The sequence below is a fragment of the Microbulbifer sp. GL-2 genome, assembly GCF_007183175.1.
Classification (GTDB): Bacteria; Pseudomonadota; Gammaproteobacteria; order Pseudomonadales; family Cellvibrionaceae; genus Microbulbifer.
Genome location: NZ_AP019807.1, coordinates 1336949 through 1352255, shown reverse-complemented (window position 1 = coordinate 1352255; position 15307 = coordinate 1336949). Strand labels below are relative to the sequence as shown.

General features: G+C 52.4%; 17 protein-coding genes and 1 tRNA gene. 11 read left to right on the top strand and 7 right to left on the bottom strand.

The annotated features are described in order from the left end of the window. Positions 1-188 precede the first annotated feature (188 nt). On the bottom strand, positions 189-1802 hold the full coding sequence (locus GL2_RS05835) for an MFS transporter (RefSeq protein ID WP_143729717.1): 1614 nt from the start codon (positions 1800-1802) through the stop codon (positions 189-191). Positions 1803-2000: 198 nt separating this feature from the next. Between GL2_RS05835 and narL the strand changes: the two genes are divergently transcribed. Beyond that, positions 2001-2666, top strand: a complete 666-nt coding sequence (narL, locus tag GL2_RS05830; RefSeq protein WP_143729716.1) for a two-component system response regulator NarL — start codon at positions 2001-2003, stop codon at positions 2664-2666. A 46-nt stretch (positions 2667-2712) separates the two neighbouring features. Next, on the top strand, positions 2713-3954 hold the full coding sequence (gene glp, locus GL2_RS05825) for a gephyrin-like molybdotransferase Glp (RefSeq protein ID WP_143729715.1): 1242 nt from the start codon (positions 2713-2715) through the stop codon (positions 3952-3954). Between the two features lie 216 nt (positions 3955-4170). Here glp and GL2_RS05820 read toward each other — a convergent pair. Then, a tRNA-Arg gene (locus tag GL2_RS05820) sits at positions 4171-4247 on the bottom strand. 189 nt (positions 4248-4436) lie between these two features. Between GL2_RS05820 and GL2_RS05815 the strand changes: the two genes are divergently transcribed. Next, positions 4437-4856, top strand: coding sequence for a cytochrome c5 family protein (locus tag GL2_RS05815; protein WP_143729714.1), 420 nt, complete (start codon positions 4437-4439; stop codon positions 4854-4856). A 78-nt stretch (positions 4857-4934) separates the two neighbouring features. Here GL2_RS05815 and rep read toward each other — a convergent pair whose 3' ends face one another. Continuing rightward, positions 4935-6968, bottom strand: a complete 2034-nt coding sequence (gene rep, locus GL2_RS05810; protein WP_143729713.1) for a DNA helicase Rep — start codon at positions 6966-6968, stop codon at positions 4935-4937. Between the two features lie 153 nt (positions 6969-7121). Here rep and GL2_RS05805 point away from each other — a divergent pair, with 153 nt between their 5' ends. The 6 genes from GL2_RS05805 to bla all read left to right on the top strand — a co-directional run bounded on the left by GL2_RS05805 (position 7122) and on the right by bla (position 10865). Beyond that, positions 7122-7346, top strand: a complete 225-nt coding sequence (locus GL2_RS05805) for a DUF3565 domain-containing protein (RefSeq protein ID WP_143729712.1) — start codon at positions 7122-7124, stop codon at positions 7344-7346. After that, complete coding sequence (locus GL2_RS05800) at positions 7343-7795, top strand: YaiI/YqxD family protein (RefSeq protein WP_143729711.1); 453 nt, start codon at positions 7343-7345, stop codon at positions 7793-7795. The genes GL2_RS05805 and GL2_RS05800 overlap by 4 nt, the downstream gene beginning before the upstream one ends. Positions 7796-7810: 15 nt before the next feature. Beyond that, positions 7811-8317: a GNAT family N-acetyltransferase gene (locus tag GL2_RS05795; RefSeq protein ID WP_143729710.1), complete on the top strand. Its 507-nt coding sequence runs from the start codon at positions 7811-7813 to the stop codon at positions 8315-8317. 7 nt (positions 8318-8324) lie between these two features. Further along, entirely contained in the window at positions 8325-8882 is a 558-nt protein-coding gene (locus GL2_RS05790) for a GNAT family N-acetyltransferase (RefSeq protein ID WP_143729709.1), read from the top strand. A 141-nt stretch (positions 8883-9023) separates the two neighbouring features. Next, positions 9024-9983 carry a S9 family peptidase gene (locus tag GL2_RS05785; protein WP_143729708.1) on the top strand — a complete coding sequence of 320 codons (960 nt, stop codon included), beginning with the start codon at positions 9024-9026 and terminating at the stop codon, positions 9981-9983. A gap of 9 nt (positions 9984-9992) precedes the next feature. After that, positions 9993-10865 (top strand): subclass B3 metallo-beta-lactamase, encoded by an 873-nt coding sequence (gene bla, locus GL2_RS05780; protein ID WP_143729707.1) that lies wholly within the window; start codon positions 9993-9995, stop codon positions 10863-10865. Positions 10866-11094: 229 nt separating this feature from the next. Here bla and GL2_RS05775 read toward each other — a convergent pair whose 3' ends face one another. The 4 genes from GL2_RS05775 to GL2_RS05760 all read right to left on the bottom strand — a co-directional run bounded on the left by GL2_RS05775 (position 11095) and on the right by GL2_RS05760 (position 13730). Further along, on the bottom strand, positions 11095-11535 hold the full coding sequence (locus GL2_RS05775) for a MarR family winged helix-turn-helix transcriptional regulator (protein WP_143729706.1): 441 nt from the start codon (positions 11533-11535) through the stop codon (positions 11095-11097). 7 nt (positions 11536-11542) lie between these two features. Beyond that, entirely contained in the window at positions 11543-11830 is a 288-nt protein-coding gene (locus tag GL2_RS05770; RefSeq protein WP_143729705.1) for a putative quinol monooxygenase, read from the bottom strand. 129 nt (positions 11831-11959) lie between these two features. Continuing rightward, positions 11960-13456 (bottom strand): YifB family Mg chelatase-like AAA ATPase, encoded by a 1497-nt coding sequence (locus GL2_RS05765; protein WP_143729704.1) that lies wholly within the window; start codon positions 13454-13456, stop codon positions 11960-11962. A 31-nt stretch (positions 13457-13487) separates the two neighbouring features. Next, positions 13488-13730, bottom strand: a complete 243-nt coding sequence (locus tag GL2_RS05760; protein WP_143729703.1) for an accessory factor UbiK family protein — start codon at positions 13728-13730, stop codon at positions 13488-13490. A 428-nt stretch (positions 13731-14158) separates the two neighbouring features. Here GL2_RS05760 and GL2_RS05755 point away from each other — a divergent pair, with 428 nt between their 5' ends. Both GL2_RS05755 and GL2_RS05750 read left to right on the top strand, forming a co-directional pair. Then, complete coding sequence (locus tag GL2_RS05755) at positions 14159-14884, top strand: TorF family putative porin (protein ID WP_143729702.1); 726 nt, start codon at positions 14159-14161, stop codon at positions 14882-14884. Between the two features lie 43 nt (positions 14885-14927). Continuing rightward, a complete protein-coding gene (locus tag GL2_RS05750; RefSeq protein WP_143729701.1) occupies positions 14928-15266 on the top strand; it encodes a P-II family nitrogen regulator in 339 nt (112 codons plus the stop codon). Positions 15267-15307: the final 41 nt, after the last annotated feature.

Here is a 15307-nt window from a genome sequence, read left to right as displayed (position 1 = left end):
GTGGTTGAGGGGAGGGGATACCTTTTCTCAAGGCCGTATGAGGCATGGATGCCGATTACGAACGTACAGGGGTGTATTTACAGCGGGTTTTGGGAAAAGGTATTCCCTCCCTAACGGTGCATAGCAAATAACAAAAAAGGGGAGGTTAAACCTCCCCGAATCAACGGTATCCCGTGAGTGAAACCGAATTAAGGATTGTAGAATTCGCCGTTCTTGCGCAGGTAGAACCAGTAGTTAATCACCAGGCATACCGCGTAGAAGATGGCGAAACCTGCCAGTGCATATTCCGGGGTAGTGGCTTTGATTTGCTCACCGAAAACCTTGGGAATGTAGAAGGCACCGTAGGCGGCAACGGCGGAGGTCCATCCCAATACCGGGCCTGCCTGTTCTTTCGGGAACACCATGGCGATGGTGCGGAAAGTAGAGCCATTGCCGATACCGGTAGCGGCGAACAGCAGCAGGAACAGCAGGAAGAAGGGCAGGAAGAACTCTTCCGGAGTGGCTGAGCCGTAGGCCGCCTTCATGTAGTAGGCTACACCCAGGGCACTTCCTACCATTACTGCTGCACAGATCTGGGTAACCAGGGCACCGCCGATGCGGTCGGAAATCCACCCACCTACCGGGCGTATCAGGGCGCCGATGAATGGACCCATCCAGGCATACATCAGAGCGCTCGGGCCATTATTGTTGATGGTGTCGTGGGTCATTACCCCATCCACCATCACATGGCTGTAACCGAAGATGACCTTGATTGCCAGCGGGAAAGCTGCAGCGAAGCCGATAAAGCTGCCGAAGGTCATGGTGTAGATCACACTCATTACCCAGGTGTGCTTGTTGTTGAAGATGCGGTACTGGCGCTGCAGGCTGGTTCTGATCTCACCGGGTAGCAGTTTCAGGCCGAACACGGTGGCAGTAATTACCAGAACCAGTACGATCTCCTTGGGCACACCGAAGCCGGAGCCGTTGGCTGCTTCAGGCAGCAACAGCCACAGGCCCACCACGGCGGTGATCAAACCGATGCCCAGCATCATGGTCATCTTGATGACAGCACCCAGGGTGCTACCCACGTCCGGGGTAACTTCCTCGGTGCGCAGGTTGTTCATACCGAACCAACCGATAAAGGCCAGCGGCACCAAAAACAGCAACCATACAAAGCCGGCATTCTGAATCCATGCCTCTGAACCGGCGGGGATCTTGCCAATCAGAGTGCCTGAACTGCTCACCAGGGTCATGGGGTCGCCACCGGCAGCGCCAAAAGCGCCAAAGGTCATAAACAGTGGTACCAGAATCTGCATGGTGGTAACACCGAAGTTACCCAGGCCCGCATTCAAACCCAGTGCCAGCCCCTGTTTTTCCTTGGGGAAAAAGAAACTGATATTGGACATGGAAGAGGCAAAGTTACCGCCGCCGATACCAGATAGCAGCGCTAGCAGCTGGAATACCCACAATGGGGTCTCCGGGTTTTGCAGGGCGATACCCGTGCCGAGGGCAGGGATCATTAGCAGCGCGGTGGTGAATACGATGGTGTTGCGACCACCGAACAATCGGATAAAGAAGCTACTGGGAATACGCAGGGTAGCCCCGGTAAGACCGGCAATCGCCATTAGGGTAAACAGGTCGGCTTTGGCAATGGGAAAGCCAAGATTGAGCATTTGAACGGTGATGATGCCCCAGTAGAGCCACACGGCAAAGCCGCACAGTAGACTGGGAATGGATATCCACAAATTGCGGTTTGCGATTTTCTTGCCCTTGGACTGCCAGAATTTGCTGTCCTCCGGGGCCCACTCGTAGATGTCTGACACGGCGGCCACTCCTCCTCGAAATGATTCGTGAAGCCACTATGGGCCGGGGCTTGAGCCTGCTCAATTACCAACAGTAAGTAACCCTTTTGCCCCCGCGCGTAATAGCTACCTCTTTGGGGGTAAGCGCAGCCGATAGACGCTATGGTAAAGTCACTGTTCAGATTTAAACCAATTTCCACTACTGAAGTAGGATCTCTCATGACTTCTTCTGCCACGGTAATGATGGTCGATGACCATCCCCTGTTCCGCAAAGGTCTCAAGCAGCTGTTTGCCATGGAGCCCAGCCTGGAGCTGGTGGCTGAGGCCAGTAGCGGGGAGGAAGCGCTGGAGTTGGCCAAGCAGCATGAGCCAGATCTAATCCTGCTCGACCTGAATATGCGTGGCATGGATGGGCTCGACACACTGCGTGCGATGCGCGCTGCCGATGTATCTTCACGCATCGTGATACTGACGGTTTCCGACAATAATGCCGATGTTGTGTCCTGTATCCGCGCCGGTGCCGATGGTTATCTTCTTAAGGATATGGAACCGGAAGATATTCTCGATCAGGTAATACAGGCCACCCACGGCAAGCTCGCTATCAGCCAGCGCCTTACGGAGATTCTCGCCTCGGCCCTGCGCAAGCCAGACAACTCCGGTGCGGATACTCTCTCCACCCTTACCAGCCGCGAATATCAGATATTGCAGCTGATCGCCGATGGCCTCAGCAACAAACTCATTGCCCGTGAGTTGGATATTAGTGATGCAACTGTGAAGGTGCACGTCAAACATCTGTTGAAGAAATTGGGGATGCGTTCCCGCGTGGAAGCCGCTGTGTGGATGGTCAATCAAAAACGCTCGGAGTCCCAGGATCGCTCCCACTGACTCAACCTGTGCCCAAACTCAAGGAATGAAGTAAGAGAACTTTTCCATGCCCACCACCGATTGTTGCAGCCAGCCTGGCTTAATGCCCATAGAAAACGCCCGTGAAAAACTTTTGCAGGCGCTTGATCCCGTAAGTGGAACCCAGACCCTGCCGTTGGCACAGGGGAATGGCCGGGTGCTGGCCAAGGATGTCACATCTGGTGTGAACTTGCCGCCCTGCGACAATTCCGCCATGGATGGTTACGCTCTACGCTTTGAAGACCTTGCCAGTGGCTTACCGCTGGAGTTGATCGGTAAATCCTTTGCCGGCGCACCCTTCGATGGTGTGGTGAACCCAGGCACCTGCGTGCGCATTATGACTGGCGCCGCAGTACCTGCCGGGGCTGATACCGTGGTGATGCAGGAAAATGTCGATGCTCAGGGCGAGTCGATTCGTATTAATTGCGAAGTTCGCCCCGGCGACCATATTCGCCGTTGTGGTGAAGATGTAACTGAAGGCGCTCCTCTACTTAACGCAGGCGAACGTATCAGTGTTCCCCACATCGCCCTTCTTGCCGCCGCAGGTGTAGGCACTGTCACAGTAGCGCGTAAGCCGGTAATTGCACTTTTCTCCACTGGTGATGAACTGCGTCAGCCCGGTGAAGCCCTGGGCAAGGGCGATATCTACGATAGCAACCGCATCGCTCTTTTGGCCGCCTTAGCTCAGATGGATCTGGAGGTCTTGGATCTGGGCATATTGCCAGATAATAAACAGGCCATTACTGATGCCTTGCAGGGTGCGGCCCAAGAGGCCGATGCCATTATTACCTCCGGCGGTGTCTCTGTAGGTGAGGCAGATTACACTCGTGAAGTGTTGGAAGAACTGGGAGAGATCGGCTTTTGGAAAGTGGCGATGAAGCCCGGAAAGCCATTTGCTTTTGGCTTCCTGCAAGGAACGCCTTTCTTTGGCTTACCCGGTAACCCGGTTTCCGCCCTGGTTACATTCTACCAGTTGGCCGTGCCCGCCCTGAGTGTAATGAAAGGCGACCAATGGAATGGCCCACAAACCTTGCAGGCCAAACTTCTAAAACCCCTGAAGAAAAAGCCCGGCCGTACCGATTTCCAGCGAGGTGTATATCGCACCGATGATAGTGGAACCTTGGTGGTAGAGCCGGTTGGTACCCAGGGAAGCCATATCCTTACCGGCCTGGCTGCAGCTAACTGTTTTATTGTTTTGGCGCGGGAGAGTGGTAGTGCGGAGGCAGGGCAGCAAGTAGTGATTGAGCCTTTGGGGGTGCCGTTGGGGTAGGGGCTTTTTTTTAAGCTACTTTTGCGTCGGACTTAAGCTCGCATGAGTCTATACACAATATAAATTGTTTAAAGCGGGACTAGAGAGGATTAGCTTCGCCCTTTGGGCTCGCTGCTCTCCGGCAGCTTTGCTGCCTCCGAGTCGAACCTGAGTTCGAACAAAACCTGGGAGTTAGCCATATACAAAGAAGCCCGCATAAGCGGGCTTCTTTGTATATGGCCCGCCCGAGAGGATTCGAACCTCTGACCTTCGCCTCCGGAGGGCGACGCTCTATCCAGCTGAGCTACGGGCGGCTGACTGGCTTACCGTGCCAGTGGGAGGCGGATTATACAGAAGGGTAGTGGTGTGCGAAAGGACTTATAGTGGAGCCAAGTAGGCTTTGGCAGGGGGCGGCACAGTGCTTATAATGCGCGGCGTAGAAGTTTGCGGCAGTAAATCGATAGTCTACGGGCCATCTCACTTCGGTCCTTTGGGGGAATAGTATGAAGAGTATTTTGGGTATTGTGGCGGTACTGGCCGTCAGTGCGGCTGCGGCAGTGGCCCAGCAGTCTGTTGATGAAAAGATTGCAGAGCGCATTGCTCCAGCAGGTGAGACCTGCATGAAAGGCGAGGAGTGTGCGGCAGCAGTAGCGGCTGCTCCTGAGGGTGCAAGTGGCGGCGCCCGTAGCGGTGAGGCTGTTTACAATGCCAGCTGTACAACCTGTCATGCTATGGGTATTGCAGGTGCGCCCAAGTTTGGTGATGCCGCTGCCTGGGCACCGCGTATTGCCAAGGGCATGGACACTCTTTATACCAATGCTATTAATGGCATCAATGCCATGCCGCCTAAGGGCCTGTGTATGGATTGTAGCGATGGTGAGATTAAAGCCGCTGTGGACTACATGGTGGATAACAGTAAGTAAGCTTCTACTTACTATCGAAAAGGCCGCTCATTGAGTGGCCTTTTTTGTTTGCAGAGTTGATCGACAGGATCATACTCCTCAATCAAACATACTCAATAAAGACCCCAAAGTTTCCTCCCCCTTGGCCTGATTCTGTTCCGGCGTAGTCTTGCCAAAGCCTTCCAATAACACATCCTCCTCCGGCAGTTCGTCGATAAAACGGCTGGGCGTGGTGTCCTGGGTTTCGCCGAACTGCTTGCGCTTGCCCGCCAGTGTCATGGTTAGGGTGCGCTGGGCGCGGGTGATGCCGACGTAGGTGAGGCGGCGCTCTTCTTCGATATTGTCATCTTCGATGCTGTTGCGATGCGGCAATAGGTTTTCTTCCATGCCGATCATAAAAACATGGGGGAATTCGAGGCCCTTGGCGGCATGCAGGGTCATCAGGCTGACCTTATCGGTGGCTTCCTCTTCCTCCTGGCGCTCCAGCATATCTCGCAGGATCAGTTTGGAGATGGCCTGCTCCAGGCGAATGTCCTGCTCCAGCTCATCGTCGGTGCCTTCCATAATCTTGTTGAGGCTTTCCAGCAGCCAGTACACATTCTCCATGCGCTTCTCGGCCACCTTTTCGCTGCTGGCGTTTTGCGAGAGCCAGCCGGCGTAGTCGATATCCTCCAGCATCTCACGCAAGGCGCCATTGGCGGTGGTATCACGACAGTTGCGCTGCACATTTTCGAGCCACAGGGCGAAGCGATTGAGGCGCTCGTAGCCCTGCTCGTTGATATGTTCCTTAAAGCCAAGCTCTGAGCAGGCTTTAAACATGGAGATCTCGCGGCCTTTGGCATAGTTGCCCAATGCTTCCAGACTGCTGGTACCTATCTGGCGGCGCGGAGTGTTAATAATCCGCAGGAAGGCGTTGTCGTCGTCCGGGTTTACCAGCAGGCGCAGATAAGCCATCACGTCCTTGATCTCAGCGCGGGCGAAGAAGGAGGTGCCGCCAGACATCTGGTAGGGAACCTGATGCTCTTGCAGCTTCATCTCAAGAAGGCGCGCCTGGTGATTGCCGCGATAGAGCACGGCAAAATCCATAAACTTGCAACCGCGGCGGCTCTTTTGCAGGAATATCTCGTTGGCGACCCGCTCCGCTTCCTCGTTTTCATTGGCGACTTTGAGCACGCGAATTTCTTCCCCCAGGCCGCGGTCAGACCACAGTGCCTTATCGAAGTCGTGAGGGTTGTGAGCAATCAGGTGGTTGGCGACTTTGAGGATACGGCTGGTGGAACGGTAGTTCTGCTCCAGCTTGATCAGGCGCAGGTTGGGGAAATCGGATTTGAGCGAGCTCATGTTTTCCGGGCGTGCGCCGCGCCAGGCGTAGATAGACTGATCATCATCTCCCACCACCGTGAGGCCACCGCGCCCACCGACCAGCAGTTTCACCAGCAAGTACTGGGAATTGTTGGTGTCCTGGTATTCGTCTACCAGCAGGTAGCGGATCTTCCTGCGCCAGCGTTGCAGCAGTTCAGGATCTTTGTCGAACAGTTGTACCGGCAGCAGGATCAGGTCGTCGAAGTCGACGGCATTGTAGGCCTTTAGAGCTTCGCAGTAGCGATCGTAGGCGATGGCAATGGCCTGCTCTCCGGGGCTCTGCGCCTGCTCCAGGGCACGGCGCGGGGTGAGCATATCGTTCTTCCAGTTGGAGATCTGGTTCTGTACGCGGTCGAGCAGGTCTGTATCCAGGTCGCCATCGCGCAACATCAGTTCTTTGATCAGGGCGCGGGCATCCTCGGCATCAAAGATGGAGAAGCCGGGCTTAAATCCGGCGGCGCGATGCTCCTTGCGCAGGATGTTCAGCCCCAGGTTGTGGAAGGTGGATACGGTGAGACCGTGGCTGGCTTTGGAGCGCTTGCCATCAGGGCCCGCCAGCAGCTTGCTCACCCGCTCTTTCATCTCCCGCGCCGCCTTATTGGTAAAGGTGAGGGCGGCGATATTGCGTGCGGCGTAGCCACACTGCTCGATCAGGTAGGCGATCTTGCGGGTGATAACACTGGTCTTGCCGGAGCCGGCGCCGGCCAGCACCAGGCAGGGGCCGTCGACATACTTCACTGCTTCTGACTGGCGGGGGTTGAGTTGGGTCATAGATGGAGCTGCATTTTCGCTTGGCGAGAGAGCGGGGGATTCTATCAGCCTTGGCTCTTATCCTCCCAGCACATGAGTGAACGTCCGGACATGCGTGTACTTTGTCAGTGGGATTGGCTATAACTGCGCCTTATTCTCCGGACCAGAAATCCCATGCAGCAACCCATTGCTGGCTATCACCTGGATGATGAAGATCATTGGGTGGCCGAACTCGCTTGTGGTCACTTCCAGCATGTGCGCCACAATCCGCCCTGGACTAACAGGCCCTGGGTGATTACTGAGGCGGGGCGAGATTCGATGCTGGGTTTCCAGCTCAACTGTAAGAAATGCGATGAGGGCGCGCCGCCCGACACACTCGAAAAGGCTGTACAACCATGACAAAAATCTGGGTCGATGCCGATGCCTGCCCTGTAGTCATCAAGGAAATCCTGTTCCGCGCTGCAGAGCGCACAGCCACAGAAATGACTTTGGTGGCAAATCAAGCGGTAAAGGTGCCTCCATCCCGCTATATACGCTCCTTGCAGGTTACCGCCGGCTTCGATGTGGCCGATAACGAAATCGTACAGCGTTGCGAAGCGGGTGATCTGGTGATTACCAGCGATATTCCCCTGGCAGCTGAAGTAATCGATAAGAATGCCGAGGCCCTGAACCCCCGTGGTGAGCGCTATACCAAAGCCAATATTCGTGCGCGCCTGAATATGCGGGATTTTATGGATACCCTGCGTTCCAGTGGTGTACATACCGGCGGGCCACCGGCATTAAACCAGGCAGACCGCAAAGCTTTTGCCGACCAGTTGGACCAGTGGTTGGCAAAAAGTCGCAAGTAGGTGGGGGGAGTAACAATGGAAAGCGTAAGGCTGGGGCCATTGCAGCAAAGGCACCTGCCGACTCTGATGTCCTGGTTGCCGGATCGGCAGCAGTGCCAACAGTGGGGTGGCCCAAATTTTCGTTTCCCTTTCGATCAGGCGTCTTTTCTTAAAGATTGCCGCTGGCCAGAGTTGCCAAGCTATGTTCTTCAGGACTGTGAGGGGGGGATGCTGGCCTTCGGTCAATATTACCTCCACCTGGGCCGCTGTCATTTGGGGCGTTTAATCGTTTCCCCCAATCATCGTGGGGCTGGTCTGGGGGGAACTCTGGTTACTCAGCTCGCAAAAATCGGTATCCGGGACTTGGGTGTAACTGAATGTTCCCTGTTTGTTCTGCGTACTAATTTGGCGGCACGGGGGCTCTATGAAAAACTGGGTTTTGTAGAAGTGGCTTACCCAGAGCATCGCGAATGGCTTGATCTGTGTGATTTTATGGTCGCACCGGCTGAAGACTTTCAGCGAGAACAGATAACAAAACAGTGATTTTCCGATGCCTGAATTAATACAACCAAGTACCGAGCGCTTGCAGCTACGCCAGTGGTGCGAGGAAGACAAACCTGCATTTGCCGCAATGAATGCCGACCCCAGCGTTATGGAGTTTTTCCCCGCGCTACTTACACGGGAAGAAAGTGATGCCGGTGTCGAGCGTAGTCGCACGCATATAGATAATTATGGGTGGGGATTCTGGGCGCTGGAGCTTAGAGAAACCGGCGAGTTTCTCGGCTTTGTCGGTATAAAAAATGTTACCGATGACCTGCCCTTTGCCCCGGCGGTAGAGATTGGCTGGCGACTGGCTCACCCATTCTGGGGTAAAGGCTATGCTAGCGAAGCTGCGCGTGCGTCCCTGCAGGTAGCCTTTGGTACCTTACAGCTTACGGAAGTAGTTTCCTACACGCCGTTACAAAATATTCGCTCCCAACGAGTAATGGAGCGGCTGGGTATGCAGCGGGATGCGCTGGTGTTTGAACATCCGTCGATTCCCAACGAAAACCCTTTGCAGCGTCACTGCCTGTATCGTTTAAGTGCAGATAATTGGAAAAAAGTTTGATGTGATTAGCTTCTGTTAGCTTGGGAACCATTGCTTTTGCCTGGGTTCGGATAAGTGAGTGGGCATTAGCCCTTTTACTAACAATAACCAAGCCAATATACCCTCGCCTTCGTTTCCAGGTGAGGGCAGGGAGTTTTCGCTATGGGACAGAGGCTTTCTTTTAAATCAATCTTTATAACGGCCACGGGCTTTCTGCTAGCGGCTATTCATCTCGGCGTGTCTGCCGAACCTCTTCTCAATATCAGTAAGCGCCCGGATGGATCATCGTTGTATTGGTCCTTGGAGAAACCGTCCGATCAGGGTAAATATGATTTGTTCCTGCTGGCCCAGGGTTCCGGCTGCCTGCCAGCTATTAAAAATACCACTCTGCAGCAGGCGAAGGGGATGGCCGCGGGCTATGCGATTTTAATGGTAGAAAAATACGGCGTAACTCATGCCGACCGCCCCGAAGAGCAATTTAAAGATTGCTCCCAGGAATATGTGGCTAATCACACGGTTGAGCAGCGCACAGTAGATGTGGTGCAAATTGTTAACGAATTGCGTGGCGCTGATTGGTGGAATGGCAAATTGGTCCTGCTTGGTGGTTCCGAGGGTGGTGACCTTGTTGCACGACTGGCGCCCCGGTTGAATCCCGATGCCTCAGTGGTCTTTTCCAGTGGGCTGGGGGAGTCATTCTCTCAAGTGTTAAAGAGTTTGGTTCCTCCCCATGTAGCTAAAGAGGTAGATGCCAAACTCGCCTATGCCCAAGCTAATCCTAAAAGTGCGGAAGTCTGGGGTGGAAACTCTATGCGTTGGTGGGCCGATGTCGCCGATCGGGTACCGGTCAATGATTTATTGAACAGCCATGCCCCCGTATTATTGATCCAGGGTGCAGAAGATAAATCTGCCCCGGTCAGTTCCGGCCGAGCAGCACGAGATGCCTACGCATCAGCCGGACGTTGTGAGCTGACTTATTGGGAGTACCCCGGTTACGATCACTATATGACAGATAAAGAAGGTGTAAATCATCGGGGAAAAGTCTTTGATAGAATTGCTGGATGGATTAACAAGACTGCACGAAATGGGGCTCCCGGGTGTATCTCTGGTGCCGGTAAAAGTTGAGACTGATAGATGAATATAAGAATCAAGTTAGCCGCAATAGTAATAGCAGCTTATTCCAGTTTTTCAGCAGCGGAAAACTTTGCTGTCTTACCACAACTGGAAACTTACAAAGTACCAGAATCCTGGCGCCAGCCAGTAGCGCCTCTAAGGATTGCAGATAACACATGGCAAGTAGGTACCGAGGGAATTACCTCACTGTTATTAAAAGGCAAAGAAGGCTCGATTCTAATTGATGGTGGCATGGAGCAGACGGCCGAGCATTTATTGGAGAATATGCGCCGATTGGGAGTCGCCCCCACGGATCTCAAATTAATCTTGCACAGTCAGGCCCATGCAGACCACATAGGTTCCTTAGCTGAGCTAAAACGCGTGACTGGTGCACAGGTAGTAACCAATGCCGAGTCAGCTGTGTTAATGGCTCGCGGTGGAGCCAATGATATTCACTTTGCCGATAAAATCTTATATCCGCCGATAAAGGCGGATCGTATCCTGCATGATGGCGAGCAGGTTGTTCTAGGAAATTTGCGTCTACGCGTACATTTTATCCCAGGCCATACACCAGGTAGCATGGCCTGGACCTGGGAAGACAAAGTTGAAGGTAAAACTACAGACATCGCTTATGTGGATAGCCTTACAGCACCTGGTTATCAACTGATTGATAATCGCCGCTACCCCAATATCGTAGAGGACTTCCGCACAAGCTTTGCCCATGTGCGCGATTTACCTTGTGATTTACTACTCACCCCTCATGCACCTGCCAGCGGCTGGGAGTTTAAAAATATGGCTACGCAGAAAAAATCAGTGAGCTGTCTTCAATATGCAGAGAAAGCGGAAGCAAAATTAAATAAAAAGCTAGAGACTGAGAAAGGTTCAGCTGATTAGATATTGGCGATATAAAACATGGCCTGGCAGAACTAATGCCGGGCCAAAAATTGATTTACCTTAGGGACAAGATAGAAATACATCAGTGGGACGAGAACAGCTGTCATTATCAAGGCCTTGAATCCGATAGCGATTTGAAGCTCCAGCGCCTGTAGCGCTAATAGAAGAAGAGTGACAATAGGGTAAACCAGCGCCCATATACATAGGGCGTGTAGTAAAGATTTTTTCATTATTTCAGTCCCTCCATAAAGCTGGATATTACCTGATAGTATCCTGGTAATATTTTCTTCAAAAATAGTTTTCCACTCTTGCTAAGTGCTATACTTTTGGCCCTGCCATCGCTGGAGTCGGCTTCCATGGTGATAAGCTTATTCTCCAGCATACTTTTCAGAGTGCGTGTCATTACCGGTCTGGAAACATCGATACGCTCTGCAATTTCTGAAGCTAATAAACTCTGTTTTTGTGGCTCTCGGTCAATAACGATCAACACTAAGAAACGTAGCTGCGAAGTGCTGTGCTCGGAAAAATAGCTTTCCAGTTCCCGCAAAAGCAGGCTTGCATCCCGCATCATGGTAAGTGCGTCCTGAATGGCAGCGGGATCTTTTACAGAAAATTGTTTGGTATATCCCTCAACCATCTGCTGCGAGGGCAATTCTTTGAGAAAAAACATAGGGGTATTAAGCCAACCTCTTCAGCTTATTGATCTCTACCGGCCCTTTTAGCCACTCTTGGTAGGCTTCGAATATCGGCGCGATATAAGGCATTGCGTAATGCCTTTCGAGATCATCCTGATTGCGCCACTCTTCGTATAAAAACAAAGACTCTCCGTCTTCGTGCACAGTAAACTGGAGACAGCCTTCTTCCTCAAGGGTATTTGCCACTATGGAGAGGATGGCCTGCTTGGCCTGCTCGAAGAATTCAGTCTTGGGAGAAATTCTGGCGATAATGAAGAGGTTGTGATTCATGATTTCTGCTCATCAAGAAGAATATAGTTATCATGATAACTATATTCTTGCGGTGGTCAATAGATCAAGGGTTGCTATACCAAATTAGGATATTGTTATTTATTAATGGGACGGTTGACGAAATACTTTCTAGCGTGAAGAAATTACTGTTTGGCGCCTATCCAAATTGCGGTAGGCCAAGGCCTCAGCAATTTGTGCTGAGCTGATCCTCTGCAAACTAGCGAGGTCTGCCAGGGTGCGGGCCACTTTAAGTACCCGGTGATAACTGCGCGCGGAGAGTCCCAGCTTTTCTACCGATTGGCGTAACAGGTGTTTCTCTTTTTCTCCCAGCACGCAGTGGGTTTCCAGCTCCGCCCCTTTTAACAAGTTGTTGGTGGTGCCCTGTCGCTGAGTTTGCAGCTGTCGCGCAGCACAGACCCTTTCCCTGACACTGTCCGATGGTTCTCCGGCGGCTGCATCCTGTAATTGCAGAGCATTCATGGCGCCCACTTCTACCTGCATATCGATACGATCCAGCAGAGGGCCAGAGAGTTTGTTGCGATATCGGTCTATCTGGTCCGGCGTACAACGGCAACGGGGCTCACCCAAATAGCCACAGGGGCAGGGATTCATAGCCCCAACCAGTTGAAAGTGAGCGGGGTAGGTGACTTGGGCCCGTGCCCGGGAGATACGCACTTCACCGTTCTCCAGAGGTTCCCTCAGTATCTCCAGAGCGTGGCGGGGGAACTCGGGCATTTCGTCGAGAAACAAGACGCCCCGGTGGGCGAGGGAGATTTCACCGGGTCTTGGGGTGCTGCCGCCACCGACCAAAGCGGTTGGTGAAGCACTGTGATGCGGAGCCCTGAAAGGGCGCAGGCTCTGATGGGGCAAGCCTGCGCTGGAGTAAACGGCGGCCACTTCGATTGATTCAGTAGTGGTGAGAGGGGGCAATATTCCTGGCAGGCGGCTGGCCAGCATGGTTTTACCTGTGCCTGGTGGGCCATAGAAAAGCAGGTTGTGCCCACCGGCGGCTGCTACCTCCAGGGCGCGCCGGGCCTTTAATTGACCTCGAACGTCGGCAAGATCCGGGCAGTCAATAACTGATTGATCGACCTTTTGTTCAGCTCGGGGTAGTTTTTCCCGCCCATGGAGCTCTGCGCAGACTTGTAATAATGAAGTAGCAGCGCCAACTTCTGCCCCCGCAAGGGCTGCCTCCGCACTATTTTCCAGGGGTATTACCAGTTTCCGTTTGGCTGCGGCGCTTGTGATGGCTGCGGGCAGTGCACCACTAATTTCGCGCAGAGCACCGGTAAGTGCCAGCTCGCCAATAAATTCATAGTTTTCCAGTGATTCACCGGGAACTTGCCCGGAGGCCGCGAGTATGCCGATGGCAATGGCGAGGTCGTAGCGTCCGCCCTCCTTGGGTAGGTCTGCGGGAGCCAGGTTGACAGTGATACGGCGCTGGGGAAATTCAAAATGGCTGTTGATCAGGGCGCTGCGTACCCGATCGCGGCTCTCTCTGACCGCTGCTTCGGGCAGGCCGACAATATGGAAGGCAGGTAACCCATTGGCCAGGTGCGTCTCAACGATGACCAGCGGGGCGGATACGCCCAATTGAGCGCGGGTATAGATTACTGAGAGGCTCACAATACCATCCTTGAACTGGCTCCCTGAATGATTAATTTTCGGGCTTGCAGTCCCTTTGGGCCAGGGCCTGCTCGAGTATTTCCACTTTGTCTTCCAGGCGGGCCAGTTTCTCCCGAGTTCGCCGCAGGATTTCCACCTGGGTATCGAATTCGCGCTGGGGTACCAGCGGTAATTTGTCCAGGGAGACCTCCAGGGCATTGCGCAGGTCATTTGTGACCACCGTGCCCTGTAGTTGCAGCTCTTTCAGCAGCTGTTGCAGTTTATCCGCGGCCACAGGCAATTCCTCGCTCAGTAAATCTTATCTATTGGCACCAGATTGTAACCCACAGCATTTTTACGCAAAAGCAGGCTCATAGTGCCTTATTCTGATTCTTGGCTCTACATGGATTCCCCACTTCTGTGCATATGAGGGCAAATAGGGCCATCTTGGTGCACAGGGCTTCCTCGTCCTTTTGTTCGTATTAATTCCAATTTTATTTTTCTCTCTAACTCATTGATTTTATTGGGTGCTGCAGCTTTGGCATTAACCATGCAATCAACCGGAGTAGGTGTGCCATTTACGATCACTGGGAGTCCGGGAAAGTAGCGGTTCACAAGACGCAGGAGACCCTCTGTCATACCCGACAGTGCAGGACCGATTGCAGGCGGCGCCATTACAGGTATCAAAAAAATCAGATTTATAGAAATCTTGGAGGATCAAAGGTGAAAATTAAAATGCATAAGATCGCCACTGTCTTCACAGGCGCTGCCTTGGTTTTGGCTGTTGGTGGTACAGCTTTTGCTGAGGGAAACGGTGCGAGTTTTAGTGTGAATGCAGGGCTGGTCTCGGATTACAAGTTTCGCGGAATTAGCCAGTCTGATGGACGTCCTGCTATTCAGGCGGGAATGGATTTAGAGTTTGGTAATGGTTTTTATGTAGGCACCTGGGCTTCGCAAGTGGATTTCGATTACGGCAATGATGAAACTGATTATGAACAGGATTTTTATGCAGGATTTAGTGCGGATTTAAATGACTCTGTCAGCTATGACGTTGGTTATGTTTATTATGCCTACCACGGGAGTGGCAGGGATGAAGATTACCAGGAAATTTATGGAAGTCTTAGTTTTTCAGATTTAACTTTAGGTCTTGCTTATTCCGATGATTACTGGGCTGAGTCCGGGGCCTTTTATTACCCCTATGCCGATTATAGTTTTTCCCTGCCTGCTGATTTTAGTCTGGACCTGCATGTAGGTCTAAACCTATTTGATGAAGAAATATTTCTCTTTGAGTCCGATTCTTATATCGATTATTCAGTTTCCCTGAGTAAAGAATATGGCGATTTAAATCTTAGTGCCGCATTAGTTGGCTCTGATGTGAGTGACTCAGAATGTTTTGACACAGATTGGTGTGAACCCACTTTACTAGCCGGTGCTACATATACCTGGTAACAAAACTGCACGCAATTGATGCGGGTACTATTTTGGGGGCGACATGAAGCTAATCACTGCAATAGTAAAACCTTTCAAGTTGGATGCGGTAAGGGATTCTCTGAAGGAGAGTGGTATTAATGGCGTTACCGTTAGTGAAGTAAAGGGATTTGGACGGCAGAAAGGTCATACGGAACTATATCGCGGCGCTGAATATGTGGTGGATTTCCTGCCAAAAACGATGCTGCAAATTGCAGTGACAGATGAACAGCTGGATACGGTTTTGGATGCGATAGGATCCAGTGCCCACAGTGGCAAAATCGGCGATGGGAAAATATTTGTTTCCAATTTAGAACAGGTTGTGCGGATACGCACAGGTGAGAGCGGCAGCGATGCGATTTAAGTCAAACATAAAAGCTGATCATAATTTTAAAAATATTAAGA

Coding starts and splice junctions, on each gene's coding strand:
- GL2_RS05775 (WP_143729706.1), bottom strand. CDS start 11,535: ATGTTTTTTCTCAAAGAATTGCCCTCGCAGCAGATGGTTGAGGGATAT.
- GL2_RS05815 (WP_143729714.1), top strand. CDS start 4,437: ATGAAGAGTATTTTGGGTATTGTGGCGGTACTGGCCGTCAGTGCGGCT.
- GL2_RS05785 (WP_143729708.1), top strand. CDS start 9,024: ATGGGACAGAGGCTTTCTTTTAAATCAATCTTTATAACGGCCACGGGC.
- glp (WP_143729715.1), top strand. CDS start 2,713: ATGCCCACCACCGATTGTTGCAGCCAGCCTGGCTTAATGCCCATAGAA.
- GL2_RS05750 (WP_143729701.1), top strand. CDS start 14,928: ATGAAGCTAATCACTGCAATAGTAAAACCTTTCAAGTTGGATGCGGTA.
- GL2_RS05790 (WP_143729709.1), top strand. CDS start 8,325: ATGCCTGAATTAATACAACCAAGTACCGAGCGCTTGCAGCTACGCCAG.
- rep (WP_143729713.1), bottom strand. CDS start 6,968: ATGACCCAACTCAACCCCCGCCAGTCAGAAGCAGTGAAGTATGTCGAC.
- GL2_RS05800 (WP_143729711.1), top strand. CDS start 7,343: ATGACAAAAATCTGGGTCGATGCCGATGCCTGCCCTGTAGTCATCAAG.
- GL2_RS05805 (WP_143729712.1), top strand. CDS start 7,122: ATGCAGCAACCCATTGCTGGCTATCACCTGGATGATGAAGATCATTGG.
- GL2_RS05795 (WP_143729710.1), top strand. CDS start 7,811: ATGGAAAGCGTAAGGCTGGGGCCATTGCAGCAAAGGCACCTGCCGACT.
- GL2_RS05770 (WP_143729705.1), bottom strand. CDS start 11,830: ATGAATCACAACCTCTTCATTATCGCCAGAATTTCTCCCAAGACTGAA.
- narL (WP_143729716.1), top strand. CDS start 2,001: ATGACTTCTTCTGCCACGGTAATGATGGTCGATGACCATCCCCTGTTC.
- bla (WP_143729707.1), top strand. CDS start 9,993: ATGAATATAAGAATCAAGTTAGCCGCAATAGTAATAGCAGCTTATTCC.